Origin of the sequence: Limnohabitans sp. G3-2 (assembly GCF_002778275.1) — a bacterium.
Lineage (GTDB): Bacteria > Pseudomonadota > Gammaproteobacteria > Burkholderiales > Burkholderiaceae_C > Limnohabitans_A.
On the sequence record NZ_NESG01000006.1, the window covers coordinates 18,730 to 42,535 of the forward strand.

22 protein-coding genes and 1 pseudogene are annotated in these 23,806 nt (G+C 61.2%); 15 read left to right on the plus strand and 8 right to left on the minus strand.

Annotated elements, in window-relative coordinates; translation table 11 throughout:
- Positions 1 to 13: 13 nt before the first annotated feature.
- The 7 genes and pseudogenes from B9Z31_RS10405 to B9Z31_RS10430 all read right to left on the minus strand — a co-directional run bounded on the left by B9Z31_RS10405 (position 14) and on the right by B9Z31_RS10430 (position 8,508).
- Complete coding sequence (locus B9Z31_RS10405; RefSeq protein ID WP_100119509.1) at positions 14 to 1,588, minus strand: acyl CoA:acetate/3-ketoacid CoA transferase; 1,575 nt, start codon at positions 1,586 to 1,588, stop codon at positions 14 to 16.
- A 353-nt stretch (positions 1,589 to 1,941) separates the two neighbouring features.
- Complete coding sequence (locus tag B9Z31_RS10410) at positions 1,942 to 3,102, minus strand: acyl-CoA dehydrogenase family protein (protein ID WP_100119799.1); 1,161 nt, start codon at positions 3,100 to 3,102, stop codon at positions 1,942 to 1,944.
- A gap of 277 nt (positions 3,103 to 3,379) precedes the next feature.
- Positions 3,380 to 4,189, minus strand: a complete 810-nt coding sequence (locus tag B9Z31_RS10415; protein WP_100119510.1) for a sugar phosphate isomerase/epimerase — start codon at positions 4,187 to 4,189, stop codon at positions 3,380 to 3,382.
- A 5-nt stretch (positions 4,190 to 4,194) separates the two neighbouring features.
- Positions 4,195 to 4,821, minus strand: coding sequence for an NIPSNAP family protein (locus B9Z31_RS15735; RefSeq protein WP_369804697.1), 627 nt, complete (start codon positions 4,819 to 4,821; stop codon positions 4,195 to 4,197).
- A 63-nt stretch (positions 4,822 to 4,884) separates the two neighbouring features.
- Positions 4,885 to 6,603 (minus strand): annotated as a pseudogene (locus B9Z31_RS10420) (FAD-dependent oxidoreductase); the annotation flags it as partial.
- A gap of 13 nt (positions 6,604 to 6,616) precedes the next feature.
- Positions 6,617 to 7,450: an IclR family transcriptional regulator gene (locus tag B9Z31_RS10425; RefSeq protein ID WP_100119512.1), complete on the minus strand. Its 834-nt coding sequence runs from the start codon at positions 7,448 to 7,450 to the stop codon at positions 6,617 to 6,619.
- Entirely contained in the window at positions 7,447 to 8,508 is a 1,062-nt protein-coding gene (locus B9Z31_RS10430; RefSeq protein WP_100119513.1) for a Gfo/Idh/MocA family protein, read from the minus strand. The genes B9Z31_RS10425 and B9Z31_RS10430 overlap by 4 nt, the downstream gene beginning before the upstream one ends.
- A 106-nt stretch (positions 8,509 to 8,614) precedes the next feature.
- Here B9Z31_RS10430 and B9Z31_RS10435 point away from each other — a divergent pair, with 106 nt between their 5' ends.
- The 7 genes from B9Z31_RS10435 to B9Z31_RS10465 all read left to right on the plus strand — a co-directional run bounded on the left by B9Z31_RS10435 (position 8,615) and on the right by B9Z31_RS10465 (position 15,941).
- Positions 8,615 to 9,421 carry a shikimate dehydrogenase gene (locus B9Z31_RS10435; protein ID WP_100119514.1) on the plus strand — a complete coding sequence of 269 codons (807 nt, stop codon included), beginning with the start codon at positions 8,615 to 8,617 and terminating at the stop codon, positions 9,419 to 9,421.
- A gap of 1 nt (position 9,422) precedes the next feature.
- The gene (locus tag B9Z31_RS10440; RefSeq protein WP_100119515.1) at positions 9,423 to 11,156 is read left to right on the plus strand and encodes an FAD-dependent oxidoreductase; all 1,734 of its coding nucleotides are present in this window, start codon (positions 9,423 to 9,425) and stop codon (positions 11,154 to 11,156) included.
- 178 nt (positions 11,157 to 11,334) lie between these two features.
- Positions 11,335 to 12,465, plus strand: a complete 1,131-nt coding sequence (locus B9Z31_RS10445) for an ABC transporter substrate-binding protein (RefSeq protein ID WP_100119516.1) — start codon at positions 11,335 to 11,337, stop codon at positions 12,463 to 12,465.
- 120 nt (positions 12,466 to 12,585) lie between these two features.
- Positions 12,586 to 13,461: a branched-chain amino acid ABC transporter permease gene (locus B9Z31_RS10450; protein WP_100119517.1), complete on the plus strand. Its 876-nt coding sequence runs from the start codon at positions 12,586 to 12,588 to the stop codon at positions 13,459 to 13,461.
- Positions 13,458 to 14,438, plus strand: coding sequence for a branched-chain amino acid ABC transporter permease (locus B9Z31_RS10455; protein WP_100119518.1), 981 nt, complete (start codon positions 13,458 to 13,460; stop codon positions 14,436 to 14,438). Before B9Z31_RS10450 ends, B9Z31_RS10455 begins: the two co-directional genes overlap by 4 nt.
- Positions 14,435 to 15,181, plus strand: coding sequence for an ABC transporter ATP-binding protein (locus B9Z31_RS10460; RefSeq protein WP_100119519.1), 747 nt, complete (start codon positions 14,435 to 14,437; stop codon positions 15,179 to 15,181). Before B9Z31_RS10455 ends, B9Z31_RS10460 begins: the two co-directional genes overlap by 4 nt.
- Position 15,182: 1 nt before the next feature.
- Positions 15,183 to 15,941 (plus strand): ABC transporter ATP-binding protein, encoded by a 759-nt coding sequence (locus B9Z31_RS10465; protein ID WP_100119520.1) that lies wholly within the window; start codon positions 15,183 to 15,185, stop codon positions 15,939 to 15,941.
- A gap of 64 nt (positions 15,942 to 16,005) precedes the next feature.
- Here the strand turns inward: B9Z31_RS10465 and B9Z31_RS10470 are convergent, their stop codons facing one another.
- On the minus strand, positions 16,006 to 16,779 hold the full coding sequence (locus B9Z31_RS10470; RefSeq protein WP_100119800.1) for an IclR family transcriptional regulator C-terminal domain-containing protein: 774 nt from the start codon (positions 16,777 to 16,779) through the stop codon (positions 16,006 to 16,008).
- 107 nt (positions 16,780 to 16,886) lie between these two features.
- Here B9Z31_RS10470 and B9Z31_RS10475 point away from each other — a divergent pair, with 107 nt between their 5' ends.
- The 8 genes from B9Z31_RS10475 (at position 16,887) to B9Z31_RS10510 (ending at position 23,785) form a co-directional block, all read left to right on the plus strand.
- Positions 16,887 to 17,579, plus strand: coding sequence for a TetR/AcrR family transcriptional regulator (locus B9Z31_RS10475; RefSeq protein ID WP_100119521.1), 693 nt, complete (start codon positions 16,887 to 16,889; stop codon positions 17,577 to 17,579).
- A 113-nt stretch (positions 17,580 to 17,692) separates the two neighbouring features.
- Positions 17,693 to 18,211, plus strand: coding sequence for a TRAP transporter small permease (locus tag B9Z31_RS10480; RefSeq protein WP_100119801.1), 519 nt, complete (start codon positions 17,693 to 17,695; stop codon positions 18,209 to 18,211).
- 17 nt (positions 18,212 to 18,228) lie between these two features.
- On the plus strand, positions 18,229 to 19,506 hold the full coding sequence (locus B9Z31_RS10485) for a TRAP transporter large permease subunit (RefSeq protein WP_100119522.1): 1,278 nt from the start codon (positions 18,229 to 18,231) through the stop codon (positions 19,504 to 19,506).
- An 88-nt stretch (positions 19,507 to 19,594) separates the two neighbouring features.
- Positions 19,595 to 20,590 carry a TRAP transporter substrate-binding protein gene (locus tag B9Z31_RS10490; RefSeq protein ID WP_100119523.1) on the plus strand — a complete coding sequence of 332 codons (996 nt, stop codon included), beginning with the start codon at positions 19,595 to 19,597 and terminating at the stop codon, positions 20,588 to 20,590.
- Between the two features lie 97 nt (positions 20,591 to 20,687).
- The gene (gene aroQ / locus B9Z31_RS10495) at positions 20,688 to 21,128 is read left to right on the plus strand and encodes a type II 3-dehydroquinate dehydratase (protein ID WP_100119524.1); all 441 of its coding nucleotides are present in this window, start codon (positions 20,688 to 20,690) and stop codon (positions 21,126 to 21,128) included.
- A gap of 17 nt (positions 21,129 to 21,145) precedes the next feature.
- A complete protein-coding gene (locus tag B9Z31_RS10500) occupies positions 21,146 to 21,979 on the plus strand; it encodes a shikimate dehydrogenase (RefSeq protein ID WP_100119525.1) in 834 nt (277 codons plus the stop codon).
- Between the two features lie 40 nt (positions 21,980 to 22,019).
- Positions 22,020 to 22,895, plus strand: coding sequence for a 4-hydroxyphenylpyruvate dioxygenase (locus B9Z31_RS10505; RefSeq protein WP_100119802.1), 876 nt, complete (start codon positions 22,020 to 22,022; stop codon positions 22,893 to 22,895).
- An 8-nt stretch (positions 22,896 to 22,903) separates the two neighbouring features.
- Positions 22,904 to 23,785: a sugar phosphate isomerase/epimerase gene (locus B9Z31_RS10510; protein ID WP_100119803.1), complete on the plus strand. Its 882-nt coding sequence runs from the start codon at positions 22,904 to 22,906 to the stop codon at positions 23,783 to 23,785.
- Positions 23,786 to 23,806 lie beyond the last annotated feature (21 nt).

Consider the following 23,806-nt stretch of genomic DNA (forward strand, 5'->3'; position numbering starts at 1 on the left):
GTTTTCGTGACCCTCAGGCCTTGAAGCAGGCCCCGTCCATGACCTTCAGGGGATGGGCCATCAGCGGCACGAACGCCATCTGGTCGAGCACATCGCGCTGCAGGTCGATGCCGGGGGCCAGCTCAAAGAGTTCGATGCCTTTGGGCGTGAGCCTGAAGCTGGCGCGCTCGGTCAGGTACAGCACTTCTTGTTGGCGCACCAAACCTTGCGGCCCTGAAAAGGTGATTTGGTCGACTTTTTTGACCAACTTTTTCACCGCACCTTGCGCGATCACGCGCATCTGCCCGTCGCCGGTTTCAAGCTGGACGCCCTTGGCCGCCAAGGTGCCACAGAACACCACTTTTTTCGCGTTTTGCGCGATGTCGATGAAGCCGCCGGGGCCGACCGTGACGCCCCCCAAGCGCGAGACGTTGACCGAGCCTTCTTCGTCGAATTCGCCAAAGCCCAAAAAGGCAATGTCCAGACCCCCGCCGCCATAAAAGTCGAACTGCGTCGCGGCGTCCAGCATGGCGGTGGCGTTGCGGGCGTAGCCAAACAACACGCCGTCCATGAGCGTGCCGCCATAGGTGCCGTGTTCGATGGTTTGGTAAATGCGGTGCTGCTCGTCGCGCGCCGCCATCAGTTTGGCCACCGCATCGGGCACGCCCACACCGTAGTTGATGACGGGCCGGGTTTTGCCGGTGTTGAACAACTCCTGGTAGGCCCGTCGCGCCACCGCCTGGCGCTCGCTGAAGGCTTCTTGCGCAGCCGCTACTTCGCGGGCGTGGTCTTGGGCTTCGCTGCTCAAGCGCGCGGGCCCCGTCAACTCGCCGCTGAAGGCCGGATCGAAAGGGATGGCGTAGCTGGTGGACTGCTGCGGATCCACGACGATGGCGTCCACCCAGGCCGAGGGGATGCGCACTTCACGGGCTTTGAGGGCGCCCTTGGGCAAGCGTTCTTTGACCTGCACGATGACTTTGCCCCCGCTGTTGCGGGCAGCCAAGGCCAAAGACTGCGCATCGAGGTTGGCCGCTTCGTGTTCAAAGCTGATGTTGCCGTCCTCGTCGGCGCTGCTGGCGCGCACGATGGCCACGTGCACGGGGAAGGGTTTGTAGCGCAGGTATTCGCGGCCATCGATTTGGATGACTTCGGCCAGGTCGTCTTGCGCGGCATCGTTCATGCGGCCACCGCCGTGGCGCGGGTCGCACACCGTGCCCAGACCCACGTGGCTGATGACGCCGGGGCGGCCCGCACCGATTTCGCGCAGGAGCTGGCTGCTCACACCACCGGGCAGGATGTAGGCCTCGATTTTGTTGGCCAAGGCCAGCTGCTGCATGGCGGGCGACCACACCCAGTGGCCGCCAATGACGCGTCGGACCAGACCTTCGTGCGCGAAGCAGTTCATGCCTTTGGTTTTTTTGTCGCCAATGCCCAGCGCGTGGACGACGGTGAGGTTCTGCGGTGTTTGTGTGCTGAGGAAGCGTTCTTGCACCGCTTCAAACACATGGGTCGCTTCCATCAAGCCGCCGCCGCCGCCCATGAGGCCCACGGTGTCACCGTCTTGGATGAGTTGTGCCGCTTGTGTGGCGGTCATGAATTTGCTTTGCATTTTTTGAGTCTCTTATGGCTTGTTGACTGGCAGATTTTGGGTGTGCTGCATCGGGTGTGGCGTGGGCTTGCTGAGACTTTGTAGGTCGGAGCTTCAGCTCCGACGTTGTGCTTCGTCCAATTGCCTGTGTCGGAGCTGAAGCTCCGACCTACGCAGGCAGTTGTGCTTCGTCCACTGTCCTATGTCGGTGCTGAAGCTGCGACCTGCGCAAGCATTGGGGGTGTTCATGTCCATGCAAACCCGATGAAAGGCCGGGATGGGCGGCCGACGATTTCTGGTACCCCAGTATGAGGAGGCCGCCCATCCCGGCCTTTCATCTTGCGCAAATACACAGCACGCAAGCAGACCCCTGATCAGCGGTTCACATCAAACAGCACGGCGCCTTTTTTCATCGCACTTTTCGCGATCACCCCTCGGTGGATCTCGCTGGTGCCGTCGTAGATGCGGTAAATGCGGGCGTCGCGGTAATAGCGCTCGATGGACAGCTCCTTGCAAAAGCCCATGCCGCCAAACACCTGCACCGCGCAGTCCACCACGCGGCCCAAAGTTTCTGCGGCGTGCACCTTGACCATGGCGATCTGCTCGCGCGCGTCCATGCCTTGGTCCAGCATCCAGGCGGCGTGGTAGACCATCCAGCGGGCGGCGTTGATCTCGATCACGCTGTCGGCGATCATCTGCTGCACCATCTGGAAGTCACCGATCTTGCTGCCGAACTGCTGGCGCTCCTGGGCCCAGTTCAGCATCAGCTCGCACACATGCGTGGCCTTGCCCACGGCGCGGGCGCCCACCTGGGCCAGACGCACCACATTGAGCGCGCCCATGGCCAGCTTGAAGCCTTGGCCCGCTTCGCCCAACAGGGCGGCGTCTTCGAGTTGCACGTTGTCAAAAAACAATTCCAGGTGCGGCGTGCCGCGCAGGCCCATCATTTTTTGGTCTTTGCCCACGGTGAAACCGGCCAGGCCTTTGTCGACCATGAACATGGAGATTTCTTTCTCGCCGGTCTTGGCCGACACCAAAAAGAAGTCGCTCCACTCGCCATCGCTGATGAAGTGCTTGGAGCCGTTCAGGACCCAACCTTGTGCGTTTTTCTTGGCGTTGGTTTTGATGCCTGCGGCGTCCGAGCCCGCGCCGGGTTCGGTGATGGTGATGGCGCAGGTGCGTGTGCCCGCCACAGAGGGTTTGAGCCAGCGCTCGATTTGCTCGCCCTTGCAGTGCAGCAGGGGTTCGTACACATTGCCAAAGGCGCGGCGGATCAGGATGTCGGTGGTGTGGCCGAACTGCTCTTCGCACAGGATGCGGTCCATGTTGGACAGGCCGCCACCGCCCAGCGCTGTGGGCATGTTCATGCCGTACAAGCCCAGGGCCTTGGCTTTGTCGTGGATGGCCTGTGCTTTGCTGTTGTCCAAAAAGCCTTGGTTCTCGACCTCGTCTTCGAGGGGCTGCAGTTCTTCGGCGATGAAACGGCGCACCGTTTCGATCATCATTTTTTGTTCGTCGTTGAGGGAAAAGTCCATGGTGATTCCTTGGTGTTTTTTGTGCGTCATGCTGGACTTGCTCCGGCATTCAGATTTTCATTTGTGCAGGTCGGCGCTTCAGCGCCGACACCCTGCGCCGCCGATGCTTGTCGGGGCTAAAGCCACCGACCTACAGGAGCAGTGCGCCAGTGATGCATGTCGGGGCTAAAGCCACCGACCTACCGCAGCAGACGGCGCTTTTCAAGCGCTGCTGAACCAACGTGCGCCAAAGAAGAAGGGCAGGCGGGAGAGTTGTTCAAAAGGGGTGGGCATCGCTTCAGACTTCCACAAACGGGCGGCTCTTGGCCAGACATTCGGCGGCCCAGTCTTGGACCGAGGTGTGGGCTTCGCGGCCCAGGTTCACCACCTCCACGCTCACGGGCAGGTCGGCAGGCAGGGCCTTGAAAATGCCTTGCACATCGATGGTGCCGTCGCCGGGCAAAAGACGTTCACAGCGGGCGGTGTGGACCATTTGCTCGGTCGTGAAATGCAAACCAGCCTCTGCATCGCAAATTTGCGCATAGTGGAGCCACTCACGCGGGATGGCGCGGATGTCTTCGAGTGTGGTGCGCGAGCGCCCCACGTGCAGCGCATCGACCAAGATGCCTGCATTGGCGGGGCTGCCAGCGCCTTGGACAATGCGCAGCGCCGCGTTGGCGTCTTTCACCGCCGTCCAGGGCATGAACTCCAAGTCGGCCGTCATGCCAAAAGGTTTCATGACTTCACACAGGCGGGCGTAGTGCTCGGTCAGGCGGGCTTCGTGCGTGTCGTCCCCGGCCACCAAAATGGCCTTGGCCTTCAGGGCCGCGCCCACGTCGTACAGCGCATCCCAGGTGTGCGGATCGAACTGCTCGCCGATGCGGATGATCTCCAGATCGAACACGCCCACGCCCGTGTCGGCTTGTGCCGCCAAGGTCTCGCGCAGCGCTGCTGGCTGGCCCAGCAGGTGCTGCTGCGGCGCGCCAGCGGCGTTGGGCCACAGGCGCAGACCGACAAAGCTGTAGCCCGTTTGCGCGGCCACCCGGATGGCTTCGGCCGGGGTGCAACGGTGTGAACTCAGGTAGGCGAGGGAGTAGGTGCGGGTCATGGGTGTTATTTCAAAGGCGACACGGCCGTGGGCATGGCGATGGTCGAGACCATGTTCGTCGTCAAGTGCGCGGGACCGCCTTTGGGCGGCCAGATGCCTTGGGCCACGGCTTCGGCGCGGATCTGGCTGCGGGCGTTCAGGCTGTCGTAGGCCCAGATGTTGGTGAAGCGCAGCGGCCCGTCCAGTGCCACCATGGCCACCACGCAAGGCGAGAGCTTGTCGCGTGCCGGCACGTACTGTTCCCACAGGTCGATGGTGGGCTGCACGCCACCGGTTCGGATGCCGTAGGTGCGGATCTCGTAGACCGGGCCGGTGATGCCGCTTTCCGCGCTGGGTCGCACCGGCTTCATCCAGGGAAAGCCTTTGTAGCTGTGTTGCTCCAGCGACTGGAAGATTTCGCCGCAGCCGAACGGGCTGGCGCTTTGCTGGGTGCGCTCGCGTTCGGCCTGCAAGGCCTCGAGCGTGGCAAAGCCGCGCAGCACGGTCATTTGGTTGAGCACGCCGATGTCGCTGAACCAGCAGCCCAGCAGTTCGCCCTGGGCCTCAGGTGCCGTGGCGAAGGCTTGCACCTGGGTGGCGGCTTGGCCTGCGGTGCCAAAAGGCAGGGTCATGGTGGCAAGTTCGTAGTACATGGTTGGGGCTTTCGAGGGGGGGCTTGACGTGTGGGGGATCGGGTATTCGCAGGTGGCCGCTGGATCGCGGCCTGCGGCGTGGTGGGCGGCGATGAAGCCAAAGGTCATGGCTGGCCCCAGCGTGATGCCGCCGGCAGGGTAGTGGCCGCCCATCATGCTGCTCAGGTCATTGCCACCGGCATACAGACCGGGGATGGCTTGGCCTTGGGCGTCGGTGACTTGGGCGTGGTCGTTCACACGCAAACCGGCGAAGGTGCCCAAGCTGCCCATGACGACTTTCACGGCATAAAACGGGCCGCGTTCGATGGGTCCCATGCAGGGGTTGCGCAGGCCGCGCCGTGTGGCGTTGATGGCGTCCCCTTGAATGCGGTTGTAGGGTGTTTCGCCTTTGCCAAAGTCGCGGTCTTGGCCGTCTTGGGCCATGGCGTTGTAGCGCTGCACCGTGGCTTGCAGGCTTGGGGCGGTTATGCCGCAAGCGTCGGCCAATGCTTTCAAGGTTTGACCGCGTTTCAGGTAGCCGTTGGCCAGCCAAGGGCCCAGCGGCATGGGGGCCGGCTTGACCGCGCCCAGGCCGTAGTCGCGCAGAAACACGTGGTCGCACACCAGCCAAGCCTCGGGCGGCTGACCGGCCGGTGTGGCGGCCAGCAGGTCTTGCATGAAGTCGTGGTACGAGTTGGCCTCGTTGCCAAAGCGCAGGCCTTGCGCCGTGACGGCGATCAGGCCAGGTTTGGCGCGTTCGATCAGGTGCGGGAAATGCGCCACGCTGCCGTCCTGGCGGGGCACCAAGGACACGGGGGCCAGCGCCGCCGCTTGCACCAAATCATTCGCCACCACGCCGCCTGCGGACTCGCCCAAGCGCAGGCCGTCGCCCGTGTTGCCGCGGTGGCCAGCCGACCAGTGCTCATGGCCCGTGGGGGCATGCGGCAGCAGTTGCTGTTTGCGCACCGGGTCGTGTGGAAAGCCGCCGGTGGCCAGCACCACGCCGCAGCGGGCGTGCAGGTGCACTTCGCCCTCGGGTGTGTGGACCACGGCACCCGTCACGCGGCCTTCGCTTTGCAGCAAACGCACAGCGGGGCTGTTCAGGCGAATGGGAACGCCCAGATCCATGGCCGATTGGGCCAGAGCGCCAACCAAGGCATTGCCATTGACCAGGTGCGTGCCGCGTCGGTGCAGCAGCAGGTCACGCCCGTGGCGCAGCAGCCGTTGGGCGACATGCCAGAACGATGCAGGCTGGTGCAGCGCGTTCAAAAAATGCCGCAGATCAGCCCCCGAGGCGATGCCCATGCCCCACAGCGTGGTCTCGTGCAGCGGGGGCTTGAGCTCGTGCAGGCGATTGCCCAGTTGGCGGCCATCAAAAGGGGCCGCGCAAATCGAGCGGCCACCCAGCGCCGCATCGGGGGTGAGGCCGTGAAAGTCTGGAATGGCGTTGCCATCGATGAACTGCAGCGCGGTGTGGCGGCGAAAGAACTCGACCATACGCGGGCCGTTGTTCAGGAAGGCCAGTGCGCGGGACTCGTCGAATTGCTCACCCAGTTCGCGGCGCAGGTAGGACAGCGGTTTTTCAATGCGCTCCAGCAGCCCCGCTTCGACCGCCAGCGGGTTGCGCGGCACCCACATCCAGCCGCCGGACCAAGCCGTGGTGCCGCCGAATTGCGCGTCTTTCTCGACCACGATGACTTTCAGGCCCAAGTGCGCCGCCGTGACGGCGGCCGACAGCGCGCCCGCGCCCGAGCCCACCACCAGCAGGTCGCAGTGTTCGGTGGCAGCTTGTGCAGCGTTCATCGGCGGGCTCGCATCACAGCGCGTAAATCGGTTTGCGCCCATCGGTGGGGGTGGCGCTGCCGGTCTCGGCCGTGAGACTGAAGAAGGGCGAAGCGCCACTGGAGGCGGCCAGCTGTTGCGCGGTGCTGAGCAACTCGGGCGCCAAGGCTTGCATTTTGTCGGGGGTGAAGCGCACTGTGGGGCCCGCGATGGTCAGCACACCGAAAGCGGCTTGCCCCGCAAAGCGCACGGGCGCGGACATGGCCGACAGGCCTGCGGTGTAGGTGTCGGTGGTCAGGCTGTAGCCCCGCTGGCGGGTTTGGGCCACGGCGTCCATCACGGCTTGCAAGCTGGTGGGGGCGTCGGGGCCAAATTGGGCCGGCAGGCCCAGACCTTGTTTGGCCACCAGGGCCAGGGCCGCGTCATCGCTCATGGTCGACAGCAAGGCCCAGCCCGAGGACGAGCACGACAGTCGCGCGTCGCTGCCCATGTCGGGGTCGTAGCGCAAGCCTTGGCGGGCACCTTGGGCGCGCGCCACCCAGGTCAGGCGCTCGCCGTCCACCACCGACAAGCGCACCAGCTCGCCCGAGACTTCGGCCAAGCGGTTGAGCAGGGGCTGCGCAATGTCGACGATGCCGCTGTTGCTCAGGTAGCTCAGGCCCATGGAGACCAGCTTGGTGGTCAGCAGGTAGTCGCCGTGGCCGCGTGTCTGGCGCACATAGCCCAGGCGCACCAGATCACTCAGCAGGCGGTGTGTGCCGCTGCGCGGGATGTCCAGCCGATCGGCAATCGCCGCCAGCTCCAGGCCTTCGCCGTGTTGCGAGAGCAATTCGAGGATGCTCAAAGTCCGTTCGAGAACGCCGCTCATGTGGGATTCCTTGAAGCCGTGAAGGCCGGGCAGGTTTGACGCTGACCGGAGCGTGCCGCTTGCAGCAAAGCCAAAGTGGCTTGCAAAGTGCGCCAGCCGTCTAGGGCCGAGCAGATTGGGGTTTCGCGCCGCTCGGCCACCGCGCGGAAGTGCCGCAATTGCTGAACGTACACGTCGATCTCGTGCGGGCTGCTTTGTTCGCGGGTCATCTCGCGGTGCCAATGGCGTTCTCCGGGGTAGCGCCACAACGCCAAATCGGGCAGCGACAGCGAGCCCTGCGTGCCCGACAAAAAGTGCGACTGCACGTGTTGGCGGGGGTATTGGCTTTGCTCGCCGGCACAAAAATCCCAGCACCAGGGCGAGACGGTGGTGTCGGACACCGTCATCACCGCTTGCGTGCCGCCCGCAAACTCCAACAAAGCCGCGCCGGTGTCTTCGACGTCAAAACCGCGCACCGCGCTGGACAGGCTGCCTTGCACGGCACGCACCTCGCCCAGCAGGTACACCAGCATGTCGATGTCGTGGATCAGGTTGATCAGCACCGGCCCGCCACCGGCTTGGCGGCGCCAGGCCACATCAAAGTAGGCCTCGGGCTTGTAAACGTTGGCCATCACGTTGGCGCTGAGCACCTGGCCCAGGCGACCCTCGGCCATGATTTGACGGGCCCTTTGCAAGATCGGGTTGTGACGGCGGTGGTGGCCCACCAGCACGGGCACACCGGTGCTCTGCTCGATCTGGACCAGCCGCTCGGCAGCGGCCAGCGTGTCGGCCACCGGTTTTTCAATCAGCACCGCGATGCCGCGCGCCATGCAGTCGGCGGCCACATCCACATGGGTGGGGTTGGGGGTGGCGATCACCACGCCTTGCGGCTGGGTGGCTTGCAGCAGCGCCTGGTGGTTTTCAAAGGTGGGGACGTTGCGCTCGGCGCACCACTGGCGACCGGCCGTGCCCGGCTCGGCCACGCCCACCAGAGTGAACTCGGGTGTTTTCAGGATCCGTTCGATGTGCGTGCGGCCTATCACACCAGCGCCAATCACGGCCAGAGGGAACTTGTGCATGGTTTGTTTGCGTGTGCAGTGGGGTGCGTCGATGGGGGAGTATATGGATTTTTGGAAATAAATTCAAAAGTGGAATCGAATTCCGTTTTTATGTATCATCGCGGCCATGAACCCGACACAGCCTTTGCACCTGGACGGCGCTTCGCGCATCCATTTCATCGTGGGCGACCCGATTGCCCAGGTCAAATCGCCCTCGGGCGTGAGCCAGGCTTTTCAGGATGCGGGGCTCAATGCGGTGTGCATCCCGGCCCATGTGGCCCCGGCCGATCTGGCGCGCTGGACGGCGGGTGTGTCGCTGTCCAAAAACGTGGACGGCATCATCGTCACCGTGCCGCACAAGTTCGCTTACTTTGATCTGTGCGCCACAACCTCGGACCGCGGCGCGTTTTTGAAGTCCATCAACACCTTGCGCCGCAACCCCGATGGCAGCTGGCATGGCGACATGTTCGATGGCCTGGGTTATGTGAAAGCCTTGGCGCTCAAGGGCTGCAGCTTGCAGGGCCAAAAAGCTTTGCTGGTGGGCGCAGGCGGGGCCGGTTCGGCCATCGCGTATTCGTTGGTCACCGGCGGCGTGCGCGAGCTGGCCATCCACGACGAAGACACGGCCCGGCGCGACGCGCTGGTGCAGCGCTTGGCCGCCTTGGGCCAGTGCACTGTGGTGGCGGGCAGCAGCGACCCCACAGGGTTTGACATCGCCATCAACGCGACGCCGATCGGCATGAAAGCGGGCGATCCGCATCCGATCGAATCGGCGAAATTCACGCCCGCCATGTTCGTGGGCTGCGTGATCACCGCGCCTGCCGTGACACCGATGGTCGCCGCTGCGCAGGCGCTGGGGTGCGGCACCCTCACGGGCACGGAGATGTTTGCGCAGGTGAAAGACCTGATGGTTGACTTTTTGCTGGGGGCCTGAGATGCAGGTGCTGAAAAACGGTTTGGCGGGTGGGCAGGACGGCAGCGAATTTGACCTGGTGGTCATCGGTGCGGGTGGTGCGGGCTTGTCTGCGGCGGTGTTTGCCGCCATCGACGGGGCCAAAGTGCTGGTGGTCGAGCGCACCGAGTACGTGGGCGGCACCACCGCCTGGTCGGCGGGCACCACCTGGGTGCCAGGCACCCACCATGCTTCAGCCGTCAACCCCAGCGACAACTTGGCCGCCGTGACGACTTACCTGAACCACGCGGTGGGCTCACAAGCGCCTGCTGCTTTGCGCGAAGCCTTTTTGAAAAACGGTGCACAAGCCGTGGCCCAAATCGAAGCGCACTCGTCGATGAAATACCGGCCTTACCCCAAGCACCCGGACTACATCAGCGATCTGCCGGGTTCGACCTTGAATGGCCGCGCTTTGGAGCCCCTGCCTTTTGATGGCCGCTTGCTGGGCGATCTGTTTGCCTTGCTGCGACCACCCATCCCCGAGTTCACCGTGCTCGGCGGCATGATGGTGGACCGCACCGACATCAACCACTTGCTGGCCATGACGAAGTCTTGGGCATCGCTCAAGCACGCGCTCAGCATCCTGGGGCGTCACCTGCGGGATCGCTTGACCCATGCCCGCGGCACCCGCTTGGTGATGGGCAACGCGCTGGTGGGCCGTTTGCTGCATTCTTTGTCGCAGCACGCCCACGCCACGCTGGCGCTGAAAACCTCGGTCGATGCGCTCGAGCGTGACGCGAGCGGCCGTGTGGTGGCGGTGCGCCTGAGCAGTGCCACCGGCAAGGCCCGCGTGTTGGCCAAGCATGGCGTGGTGTTGGCCAGTGGCGGCTTCAACCGCGACCCGGCCCTGCGTTCACACAAGTTGCCCGGCATTCCCGCCGAGTGGTGCCCCGGTGCACCCGGCCACACCGGCGAGGCGCAGGCTTTGGCGCGGGGCTTGGGCGCCGCCGAAGGGCAGGGCGCGCAAAGCCCGGCGTTTTGGGCGCCGGTGTCTTTGCGCCCACGCCCCGATGGCAGCACCGCCGTGTTCCCGCACTTTGTGATGGACCGCGCAAAGCCCGGCATGATCACCGTCAACCAGGCGGGCGAGCGCTTTGTCAACGAGAGCACCTCTTACCACCTGTTTGCCCTGGGCATGCAGGCGGCCCAGCAGGCCGTCCCCGCTTACATGGTGGCCGATGCCAAAGCCTTGCGCCAATACGGCATGGGCATGGTGCGCCCCGGTGGCAAGGGGCTGGCCCCGTTCTTGGCCGATGGCTACTTGACCGAAGGCGCCAGCCTGCAAGCGCTGGCGAACAAGCTGGGCATTTCGGCATCGGGTTTGGCCCAAGCGGTGGCCGACAACAACGCCTTTGCCCAAACCGGTGTGGACCCCCAGTTCCAGCGGGGCGTGACGGCTTACCAACAGAACATCGGTGACGCCGCCGCCGGTGGCCGCAACCCCAACTTGGGCGCGATCAGCGAAGGGCCGTATTACGCCGTCAAGCTCTACCCCGGTGACATTGGCGCGGCGCAAGGCTTGCAGACCAATGAACATGCGCAAGTGCTGAATGCAGACGCTCAGGCCATCGAGGGTTTGTACGCCGTGGGCAACGACATGAATTCCATCATGGGCGGGGTGTACCCGGCCCCGGGCATCACCCTTGGCCCGGGCTTGGTGTTTGCGTATTTGGCCGTTCGCCATCTGATGGCCGCAGCGCCTGTTTCTCAGGTCTAACCCCTAATATGTTCGATCATCGATCAATTTTGCGCGATCATCGCTCGGCGTGGCTGGAAATGCTGCCGACGCCGATGAGATTAGCCACTACATTGCAAGCTCCTGCCAAGTTTGTAAAACGTTTTTCAACCCCCCTGGCCGGGCATGCTGGCCTGATTCCACCAACGAGGAGACCTCTGTGAAAGCAACTCTGAAAACCCTGGCCGTCTGCGCTGCATTGGCCGTGACGGGCGTGACGCAAGCTCAAGACATCAAAATTGCCAATATTGTTGAACTGTCTGGCCCCGGCACCACCGCCGGCACCTTGTTCAAAAACGGTACCGAGTTGGCCATCAAAGAAATCAATGCCGCAGGCGGTATCTTGGGCAAGAAAATCAGCTACACCACCGAAGACACGCAGACCAACCCGGGTGTGGCCAAGGGCCTGACGCAAAAAGCGGTCGACAACGACGTGTTTGCCATTTTTGGCCCTGTGTATTCCGGCTCCATCATGGTCTCCATGGCCGAGTCCAAGCGTGGCGAAACGCCCAACTTCACAGGCGGTGAAGCCGCTGCGATCACCGCACAAGGCAACCCCTATGTGTTCCGTACAGCCTTCGGTCAGAGTGTGTCTTTCCCCAAGCTGGCCAAGTTCATCAACTCCAAAGCCAAGACCTTGGCCATTGTTTATGTGAACAACGACTTCGGCAAAGGCGGTCGTGACACCCTGACCAAGTTGCTGGAAGGCACGTCCACCAAGATCGTGGCCGACATCTCGACCGATGCGGGTCAGGTGGATTTCTCGGCGGCTGTTTTGAAGGCCAAGCAGACCGATGCCGATGCGATCTTCGTGTACACCAACGAAGAAGAGTCGGCCCGTGCCCTGCGCGAATTCCGCAAGCAAGGCGTTAAGAAAATGCTGATCGGCGAGACCACGCTGACGGGCCAAAAAGTGATCGAGCTGGCCGGTGAATCCGCCAACGGCGCACTGGCCCACGTGGGCCTGACAGTGGACGCCCCAGCGTTCAAAGCTTTCGGTGCAAAGTACAAGGCCGAATACAAGAGCGAATCGGACCACAACGGCATCAAGGGCTACACCGGCATGTACGTGCTCAAGGCCGCCATCGAGAAAGCCGGCAAGATCGACCGCAAAGCGGCTGCCGCAGCGATTCGCAACAGCTGCTTCAGCGCCAAGCAACACCCCGGCATCCTGATGGACGTGTGTTTTGACGACAAGGGCGATCTGGACCGTGAGAGCTTCCTGATCGAAGTCAAGGGCGGCCAGCCCGTGATCAACGCGACTTTGCCGCCACTGACCGCCAAGAAGTAATTGACGTGTTGAAAACAAAGCGGGCTCCTGTGGGGTCCGCTTTTTTTCAGGCCAATCGTGTGGATTGAGCCCGTGCAGGCGGCTTTTGATGCCTGCCTCCCCCGTTTTCGGAGTTCTCCCATGACCGACTTTTTACAACTCTTTTTCAGTGGCTTGGCCACGGGCAGCATTTATGCGCTGGTGGCTTTGGGCTTCACCTTGCTGTGGCAAGCGTCTGGCACCATCAATTTCGCGCAAGGCGAATTCGTGATGCTGCCCGCCTTCATGATGGTGATGCTGCTGGGCTCCGGTTTGTCGCTGTATTTCGCCTTTGCGCTGAGCATCGTCTTGTCGGTGGTGGTTTTGGGGTGGTTGTTCAAACGCGGTTTGGTGGACCCCTTGTTCAAGTACGGCATGATGCCCATCGTCGTGGCCACCATTGGCCTGTCGATCGCCATGCGCAACGGTGTGCGGGCAGGTTACAGCGCCGAACCTCACCCCTTTCCGCAGGTCTTCCCTGACCTTATTTTTGATGTCGCGGGTGTCACCTTTTCTGCCGGTGACGTCGGCACCTTCGTCTTCGCCATGGTGCTGGTGCTGGTGACGCAGGCATTTTTGAGCAAAACCGTCACGGGCCGCGCGATGCAAGCCGTCGCACAAAACACCGAGAGCGCTTCGGTCTTGGGCATCAATGTGCCGCGCATGATTTTCTACACCTTCGCCATCAACGCGATCCTGGCCGCAGCGGCGGCCTTGCTGGTGACCCCCACCTACCTGGCCAAGTTCGACATGGGCGAGGGCTTGGGCACCAAGGCCTTTTTTGCCGCCATCATCGGCGGCTTCACCAATTCACGCGGCGCGCTGGTCGGTGGTTTGCTGGTGGGCGTGAGTGAAAACTTGGCTGCGGCCTACATTTCTTCGGCTTACAAAGATGCCGTCGCTTTGGTCCTTTTCATGGTGGTGATCCTGTTCAAGCCACAAGGTTTGCTGGGCAAAAAAGAGGAGCGCAAAGTATGAAAAAGCTCAACCTGTTGTTCGCAGTGCTGGCGCTGGCCGCGCTGATCATCGCGCCGAGTTTTCTGAAGAACTACGGCATCCACATGTTCACCACCTGGCTGGTGTTCATCATCGCCACCATGGGCCTGAACCTCACCGTGGGTTATGCCGGGCAGAAATCGCTGGGTCATGCCGCCTTCTTTGGCATCGGGGCCTACACCGTGGCCATCTTTCTCAAGGCGGGCTTGAGCTTCTGGCTCGGCTTGCCGGTGGCTGCCTTGTTCTGCTTTGTGGTGGGTTTGGCCCTGGGGTTCCCGGCGCTGCGTGTGCAGACCATCTACCTGGCCTTTGCGACACTGGGCTTCAACACCGCTTTGTGGCTGGTGATGCGCAACGAAGAGTGGCTCACAGGCGGCACCTTTGGCATCAACAACATCGCACGGCCCAGCCTGGGCGGTATCAGCTTGGATGGGAACTTGGCGTATTACTACCTGGTCTTGGGTTTCACCATCGTGCTGGCGCTGCTCTTGTGGGGCTTGCTGCGCTCGCCCTGGGGCAAAGCGTTCACGGCGCTGCGCGACAACGCCATCCGCGCCGAGAGCCTGGGCATCGACACCCGCAGCTACACGCTGCTGAGCTTCGCGATCGGAGCCGTCTATGCCGGCGTGGCGGGCGGTCTGTATGCCTCGCAAGTGGGCTTCATTGACCCCGCACTCTTCACGGTCGGCGCCTCCATCATGATGTACCTGATGGTGGTGGTGGGCGGTCCGGGTTATTTTCTCGGCCCCATCCTCGGTTCGGCGGTGGGTGTGGTGTTGCCGGAATGGTTGCGCTTTGCCCAGGCGTGGTATTTGTTTGTGTTTGGCACGGCGGTCGTTCTGCTCATGATCTGGCTGCCCGATGGTTTGCTCAGCATTCCTGATCGCATCAAAGCCCGTCGCCAATCTCGCGCAGCGTCGGCCGATCGTGCCGCCGCAGGCCAAGGAGTCAAAGCATGACCGCGCCCGTCCTCAAAGTCACCCACATGAAGAAGGCCTACGGGGCCATCCAAGCCGTCGGTGGGGTCTCTTTTGAAGTCTACCCAGGCGAAATATTTGGCGTGATCGGCCCCAACGGTTCGGGCAAGACCACCTTGTTCAACAGCATGCTGGGCCAGATCACACCCGATGAGGGCAAGATCGAGCTGAACGGACAAGATGTGACCACACTCGGTCCGCTGGCCTTGAACCGTCTTGGCGTGGGCCGCACCTTTCAGACGCTGCAGGTGTTTGGCAAGATGACCGTGCGCGACAACCTGATCGTGGCCGCGCAAGAACACCAAGGCAGCATGTTCAGCCGCATGTTCGCCCCCAGCGACTCTGGGCTGGGGGACAAGGCGGACGCGCTGATCGACCAGTTCCACATCCGCCATGTGGCCGACAAAAAGGCGGGCGAACTGAGTTACGGCCAGCAAAAACTGGTGGACATTGCGATGGCCTTCATGAGTGAGCCTGACTTGGTCTTGCTCGACGAGCCCTGCGCTGGGGTGAACCCGTCCTTGGTGGGGGGGATCAGCACTTTGCTCAAGGACTTGAACCGCTCACGCCAGGGCAGTTTCGTGGTGATTGAGCACAACATGGACTTCGTGATGGACCTGTGTCACCGCATCATGGTGATGGTGGAGGGCCAGGTGTTGGCCATCGGAACACCCGATGAAATCCGGGCCAACAAACAGGTGCTCGACGCCTATTTGGGGAACTGACATGACAGCACACACCACCGATACCTGCATTGAATTCGCCGATGTGGTCGCAGGCTACAAGGATTTCATGATCCTGAACAACCTGTCCTTCAAAGTGCCCAAGGGCTCGATCACGCTGCTCATGGGCCCCAACGGCGCCGGCAAATCCACGGTTCTCAAGACGCTGTTCGGCTTGCTCAAACCCCGCCAAGGCAAGGTTTACCTCCATGGCAAAGACATCACGGGCGCTTCGCAAAAAGCCTTGTTGGCCGATGGCATCGCTTTTGTGCCCCAGGGCCGGAATTTGTTTGGCCAACTCAGCGTTTACGAAAACTTGGAACTGGGCGGCATCACCCTCGGGATGAAGACCACGCACGAACGCATTCCGGAGGTGTTGGATTTTTTCCCGCGTGTGAAGGAGCGCATGAATTCGCGTGCCTCGGCCTTGTCGGGTGGCGAGCAAAAGCAGCTGGAAATCGGCCGTGCCTTGCTGCTGCGCCCCAAGGTCTTGTTGATCGATGAACCGTCCATTGGCCTGTCGCCCATCGTGGTGCAAGATGTTTTCAAGTTGTTGCGCAAACTGGCCGACCAAGGCACCACCGTGCTGATGGTCGAGCAAAACGTCAAGAGCGCCCTCAAGTACTCCGACCACGCCATCGCCTTGGAGTCGGGGCGTTTGGTGCTCTACAAATCGGCTGCCGAGATTTTGGCCGATCCGCAGATGGAGCGTTTGTTCTTGGGCGGAGCGCACACCACCTCGGCGGCGACCCGCACGCCCTGAACCCTGGCCAGCACTTCACCTTTGGCCCTTTCCAGGCGATCAAAGGGAAGGGCCCCTGAGTGTTTTAAAGCAGCGGTCGCAGGCTGTGTGCGGCCTCTTGGAGCACCGGCAACACCCGGTTGAGGGCGTGGTCGGTTTCTTCTCGGTTGATCGGCATGGTGATGCTGATCGCACCGAGAACATGGTTTTGTCTGTCCAGAAGTGGCACGGCAATGCCTCTGAAGTTGAGCTCCAGCTGCTGCTCTGACACCGACCATCCTTGGCGTTTGAAGCCTGTCAGGGTCTCCCTCAATTCGGTCTTGCTGGACAAAGTGAACGAGGTGAAAGCCCGCAAGTCATAGGTCTTCATCCATTCATCGATGAAGGCTTCGTCGCTGTAGGCCAGCATGACCATGCCCGCTGCCGTCACCTGCGTGGGCACGCGGGTGCCGGTCATGTAACCGCTGGCCATGTGCCGCTGCAAGCCGCTGCGGGCAATGAAAATCGTGTCGCCACCATCGAGCACGCCCAGGTAAGCGATCTCCTCGGTGCCCGCCGTGATGCGCTGCAAAAAGGGCTGAACCAGGCGCGGCAAGCGTGCCGACTCCAGATAGGCATGGCCCAGCCGCAAGATGCGCGGCATCAGCCAGTACAGCTTGCCGTCTGTGCCGACATAGCCCAGATGGACCAGTGTTTTCAAGTACCGCCTGGCCGCCGTGCGGGTCATCCCGCAGCGCTCGCCCATTTCGGTGGCCGTCAGGCGCGGGTGCGCAGCGTCAAAGGCCTCGATGATGTGAAGACCTTTTTCAAGCCCTGCAATCCAGTCGCGTGGATCAAGGGCTTCTTGGGAGCTGGACATGGGGGCTTTCTGGTTCAAACACAAATCCATTCCAATATACCCAAACTTCTTACCCGTGGAGCTTTCGCGAAGTCAGCTGCGCGCTGATTCGCCCCTATACTCCCCAAATGAACCAATTGGTACATATCCCCGTGACAGATCTTCCAAACCCCGAGTCAGCCAAAGAATCCAGCCGCACCAATGACCCGGCCCGGACCATGGCCGAGATTTTGGCTGTGGCCACACACGAGTTCGCCGACAAGGGCCTGAGCGGGGCCCGCATCGATGCGATTGCGGCCGCCACGCGCACCAGCAAGCGCATGATCTATTACTACTTCGGCAGCAAGGACGGTTTGTACTTGGCGGTGCTGGAGGAGGCTTATCGGCGCATGCGGGCCATCGAGTCTGACTTGCATCTGGACGACTTGCCGCCCACCGATGCCTTGCAAAAGCTGGTGGAGTTCACGTATGACCACCACCGCGACAACGAAGACTTCATACGCTTGGTGATGAACGAAAACATCCAGCGGGGTGACTATTTACGCCAGAGCCAGAGCATCCAACAGCTCAACTCCAAGGCCATCGAGTCGGTGCGGGATGTTTACGATCGAGGCGTGGTTCAAGGCGTGTTCAGGGCCGGCCTGGACCCTGTGGACATCCATTCGGCCATCTCGGCGTTCACGTTTTTCAATGTCTCGAACCGCCACACCTTCGGCCTGATCTTCCAAGACCGTGCCAGCCAAGACAAGGCCACCACCCTCAAGCGGGGTCATGTGGTCGACTTGATCTTGCGCTTTGTCAGCCATTCCATCCCGGCATAACTGCTAGGCCTCTGGCGTGGGTTTGATCAGGGTTTTCCCTGTGATAAAAAAACTAACCAGTTCGTACATTAGTGGGTATCTACATGAGGAGCGGTGTGTTGATTCAAAAAATCATGGACAGTTTTTCCAGCCTCTTGCGCGTGGTCATGGCCGCTTGCTTGGCGGTGATGGTGGTTTTGGTGTTTGGCAATGTGGTCATGCGCTATGCCTTCAACTCGGGTCTGACCATGTCCGAAGAGTTGTCGCGCTGGTTGTTTGTTTGGATGACCTTTTTGGGCGCCATCGTGGCCCTGAAAGAGCGCGGCCACTTGGGCACAGACATGTTGGTGAGCAAGTTGGGTCCGGCGGGCAAGAAGTTCTGCTTGGCACTGTCCTATGTCTTGATGCTTTACATCTGCTGGCTCTTGTTCAAAGGCGCCTACCAGCAAACCTTGATCAACCTGGGCAGCACCAGTGCGGTGATGGAAGTGTCCATGGCCTGGGTCTATGCGCCCGGCGTGGTGTTTGCTGTATTGGGGGGCCTGATTTTGCTGGTCGAATTGCTGCGCTTGCTGACCGGTCAAGTGCGCGATGAGGACCTAGTGATGATCCAAGAAACCGAAGAATCGCCTCACAGCGGCCACAAAGCCTGAGTGCGACGGAGATAAAAATGACAATCGCAGTTTTTGTTTTATCCCTGCTCGGTGCCATGGCCATCGGGATTCCCATCGCATTTTCTTTGTTGTTGTGCGGTGTGGCCTTGATGTGGCACCTGAACATGTTTGACGCGCAGATCCTCGCTCAAAACTTGCTCGAAGGCGCCAACAGTTTCCCCTTGCTGGCCGTGCCATTTTTCATGTTGGCCGGAGAAGTGATGAACGCAGGCGGTTTGTCCCGCCGCATCGTGAACTTTGCGATGGCCTGCGTGGGCCACATCAAAGGCGGCTTGGGTTACGTGACCATCATGGCTGCGGTGATCATGGCGGCCTTGTCGGGCTCGGCCGTGGCCGATGCGGCGGCGCTGTCGGCCTTGCTCTTGCCCATGATGGTGGCAGCAGGGCATGACCGGGCCCGCTCGGCGGGTTTGATCGCATCGGCCGGCATCATCGCCCCAGTGATACCGCCCAGCATTGGTTTTGTGATTTTCGGTGTGGCGGGCAATGTGTCCATTTCCAAGTTGTTCATGGCCGGCATCGTGCCGGGCATCATGCTGGGGGCTTCGCTGTGGGTCACTTGGTGGTGGTTGGCGCGCCGCGAGGTGGTGCAGGTGCCTCCACGGAAAAACATGGGTGAGATTTTGGTGGCCATGCGCGAAGCCACCTGGGCCCTGGTGATGCCCCTCATCGTTGTCTTTGGCTTGAAGTTCGGGGTGTTCACCCCGACCGAGGCGGCGGTGGTGGCGGCGGTTTACGCCTTGTTCATTTCCACGGTCGTTTACCGCGAACTGAGCTTGAAAGACCTGTACCCGCTGTTTGTGAATTCGGCCAAGACGAGCGCGATTGTGATGTTTTTGGTCGCAGCGGCCATGGTTTCGGCTTGGCTCATCACGGTGGCCAATTTGCCTGCGCAACTGATCGAGTTGCTCCAGCCCCTGCTCGACAGCCCCCGCTTGCTGATGTTGACCATCATGGTCATCACCATGGTGGTGGGCACGGCCCTCGACATGACGCCAACCATTTTGTTGTTGACCCCCGTGCTGATGCCGGTCGTCAAAGCGGCGGGCATTGACCCGGTTTACTTCGGTGTGCTGTTCATCATCAACAACGCCATTGGCCTGATCACCCCGCCTGTGGGCACGGTGCTCAATGCGGTGGCGGGTGTGGGCAAAATCAGCATGGACGAAGTCACGCGCGGTGTGATGCCTTTCATGATCGCCCAGTTCATCATCATGTTTGCCATGGTGGCATTCCCGGCCTTGGTGATGGTGCCCGCGCGTTGGTTCTATTGATTCCCGGGTGTGGTTGTCTGATCGGGTACGCCTGACGACCATCCCTCTCATGCACAGCGTACGTCCTTCTTTTTTCTGGAGACCCTTCATGAAACGTGTATTCATCAAGTCCTTGATCGCCACCGTGGCGCTGGCCGCCATGGGTGTGGCCTCGGCGCAAGACAGGACCATCAAGTTCGCCAACCAGAACGCGCCGGGCCACCCCATCGTTCAGGGCATGGAGAAGTTCAAGGAGATCGTCGAGAAGCAATCCGGCGGCAAACTCAAGGTCAACCTGTTCCCCGCGGGCGCCTTGGGCAGTGACCAAGCCAACGTCTCGGCCATTCAGGGCGGCACTTTGGAGATGGCCTCGATGAATTCGGGCATCTTCGCCTCGCAGGTCAAAGACTTTGCCGTTTTCGATTTCCCCTTCATGTTCGCCAGCGGTCAAGAAGCGGATGCTGTGGTGGACGGCACCTTCGGCAAGAAGATGCATGCCAAGCTGGAAGAGAAGGGCTTGGTCGGTCTGGGCTACTACGAGCTGGGCTTTCGCAACTTGACCAATGGTCGCCGTGCCATCAACAAAGTGTCGGACATCGACGGTTTGAAATTGCGCGTCATCCCCAACCCCATCAACGTGGATTGGGTCAAGGCCTTGGGTGCCAACCCCACACCGCTGCCATTTCCTGAGCTGTACGCTGCACTGGAACAAAAAGCCGTGGACGGACAAGAAAACCCTGTGGCCACCATCAACGGTGCCAAGCTCTATGAAGTCCAAAAGCACCTGGCTCTGACGGGTCACCAGTACAACCCTCAGTCGGTGGTCATCAGCAAGAAGTTCTGGGACACCTTGTCCGCGGCCGAGAAGAAAATTGTCGCGGATGCGGTGACCGAGTCGTCCAAGTTTCAGCGTACCCAGGCCCGCGCCCAGGAAGCCAGTTTGTTGGACAACTTGAAGAAAAATGGCATGCAAGTGACCACCTTGCCGGCCGCCGAAGTGGCCATCTTGCGTGACAAGATGAAGCCTGTGATCGCCAAGCACGGTGAGCCGATCGCTGCCACCGTGGCCGAGTTGCAAACCGAGCTGGCCAAGTTGCGCAAATAATGGCCATGGGTCTCGGGTCCGGTTTGCCGGATTCAAGGCCCAACACACTCTGGGTCAAATGGTTTTGACCCAGAGTTTTTCTTCTATTGGAGTTCTCATGAAAGTCTTGATGTTGCATGGCGTGAACCACAACATGTTTGGGAAACGTGATCCCAAGCAATACGGCACCATCACGCTGGATGAAATCAACGCCAGCTTGCAAACACTGGGCCGCGAGTTGGGTGCGCAAGTCGAGTGCTACCAGACCAACCACGAAGGCGACATGTGCGAGCGCATCCACCAAGCCTATTTGGACAAAGTGGATGCCGTGCTGATCAACGCCGGTGCCTGGACCCACTACAGCTACGCCATCCGCGACGCATTGGCCGTGCTGACTTGCCCCATCGTGGAGTTGCACATGTCCAACATCCACGCCCGCGAAGCATTCCGTCACCATTCGGTCTTTGCCGAAATTGTGAAGGGCCAGATCTGCGGCTTTGGCGCGGACAGCTATTTGCTGGCGCTGCGTGCAGGCGTTTCAGCCGCCCAAACCAAATAATTGAATTTTTTGCCCCCATGATCAACGGCCACACCGAGCTCATCGCCCACATCGGCTACCCCACACACACGTTCAAGTCGCCGATGATTTACAACCCGTACTTTCAGGAGTCGGGTATCAACGCGGTGGTGGTGCCCATGGGTTGCAAAAGCGAGAACTATCCGACCTTTCTGAAGTCGGTGTTCACCTTGGAGAACATTCGGGGCGCTTTGATCACCATGCCGCACAAGGTCAGCACGGTGGATTTACTGGACGAGGTCACGGCCACGGTCCGTGTCGCCGGCGCCTGTAACGCGGTCAAGCGCTTGCCCGATGGCCGTCTGGTGGGTGACATGTTCGACGGTGCCGGTTTTGTGCGTGGGGTACAGCGCAAGGGGTTTGACCCCAGCGCCAAGCGCGTGCTGGTCGTGGGCACGGGCGGTGTGGGTTGCGCCATCGCCGCTTCACTGGCCGGTGCAGGCGTGGCCGCCATCAGCTTGTTCGATGTCAACGCCGTGGGCTGCGAGGCATTGGCCCAACGCCTCCAAACGCATTACCCGCAGATCGAGGTGCGCACGGGCAGCAACGATCCTGCAGACCACGATCTGGTGGTCAACGCCACGCCCATGGGCATGAATGAAGGTGACCCGCTGCCCATGGACGTGAGCCGTTTGTCACCCGACACCTTTGTGGGTGAAGTCGTCATGAAAGCCGAGACGACAGCGTTTTTGGCCGCAGCGCAGGCGCGTGGCTGCCGCACCCAAGTGGGCACGGACATGCTGTATGAACAAATACCGGCCTATCTGGAGTATTTCGGCCTGCCGACGACCACCGCCGATGTCTTGCGCCGCTTGGCCCGCTTGAGTTATTGAGCCTTGAATGTTGAATTGAGCGATGAACTGGAGCCCCGAGATGACCCTGAACAAAGTTGACCGCGAAGCTGTCCCGGAGATGCCCAACAGGTTGGGCATTGCAGGGATTGAATTCATCGAATACGCCACCAGCCGACCACAAGTCTTGGGGCAGGTGTTGGAGAGCATGGGCTTTCGTCCCATCGCCCGACACCGCTCTCGTGAAGTCACGCTCTACAGGCAAGGCGGCATGAACCTGGTGGTGAACGCCAGCCCCGATGACGCTCGGGTCAGCGCCACCGTGGACGGTCAGCCTGTGATTTCGGCGGTCGCCTTTCGGGTTCAAGACGCACTCAAGGCGCATACACGTTGTCTGGACCTGGGGGCATGGGGCGTTGACAGCCACGCCCAAGCCATGGAGTTACACATACCGGCCATCCACGGGCCTGGCGGCAGTCGTTTTTACTTTGTCGACCGCTGGCAAGAATTTTCGATCTACGACATTGACTTCAAACCGATTCCCACCGTGGACCCCCATCCACCCGCACTGGCGGGGATGAGCTACTTTGGCGTGGTGCAGTACATCGGTGCCGCGCGAAGTGCCGATTGGCAGACCTATTACGAACACATGTTCGATTTCACCGCCATCCCTGACGAAGAGCGCTTTGGCATCTTGCCCAAAGGCAAGCTGATGAAAAGTCCCTGCGGCAGTTTTCTGTGGCAATTGATTGAGCCAGAGCCCTGGATGGATGCCGACGACAGCCCTGAGTGCTTGCAGCGCATCGGCTTTGGTGTGGCCGATGTGGGCCAAGCCGTGGTGGCACTCAAGGCCAGGGGCGTGGAGTTTGTCGAGTCCACCCGCTTGCACCCGGAAGACCGGGGCGCATTGACCCGCGCCACTTTGGGCTCGGTGGCTTTTGAGCTCGTCCACCAGTGAGCCGCGCCATGAACTTGCTGGACGGTTACGGCATGGACACCATCACGATGGCCGGCACCTTGGAGGCCAAGCTGGCCGCCATGAAAGGGGCTGGTTTTTCTCAGGTGATGCTCATGGCCCGCGATTTGGTGACGCACCCGGGGGGGGTGACGGCAGCGGTGGACGCGGTGCGCCAAAGCGGCATGCGTCCCACCGGGTTTCAGGTGCTGCGTGACTTTGAAGGCTTGTCAGGTCACCTGCACAGCTACAAGTTGGACATCGCCAAGTCCATGCTCGAGATGTGCGCGGCCACGGGCAGCCAAGTCCTCTTGGCCTGCTCGTCCACGTCGCGCCACGCGACACAGGATTTGGACCTCATTGCGGCGGATCTGAAAAAACTGGCGATGCTGGCCGTGCCTTTGGGGATCAAGGTGGCTTACGAGGCCTTGTCTTGGGGGCGCACCGTCAACGAATTCCCCACCAGTTGGGACGTGGTGTGCCGCGCCGATTGTCCCAACCTAGGGATCGGCATCGATTCTTTTCACATCTTTGCAGCGAAAACGCCGCTCGATGCCATCGAAGAGCTCGACCCGGCCAAAATTTTCCTGGTCCAGCTGTCGGACTTCATGTGGCAAGAAACGCCGACTTTTGAAGAGCGCATGACGACGGCCCGAACCTTCCGCGTCTTCCCCGGCGAAGGCGTGCACAGCGAGCAACTGGCCGATCTGGTGCTGCGCCTCGATCGCATTGGCTACCGGGGCGACTACAGCTTCGAGGTGTTCAACGACGACTACCAGCAATTGCCATTGGAGACCGTGGCTGCGCGGGCAAGAAAAAGTGCCACATGGCTGCACCAGGACGTGCTGCACAAGTCGGCCCCGCTGCCTGCTTGGACCCGCCAACAGGGCTGAGCATCTTGAGCCTGTCAGGGG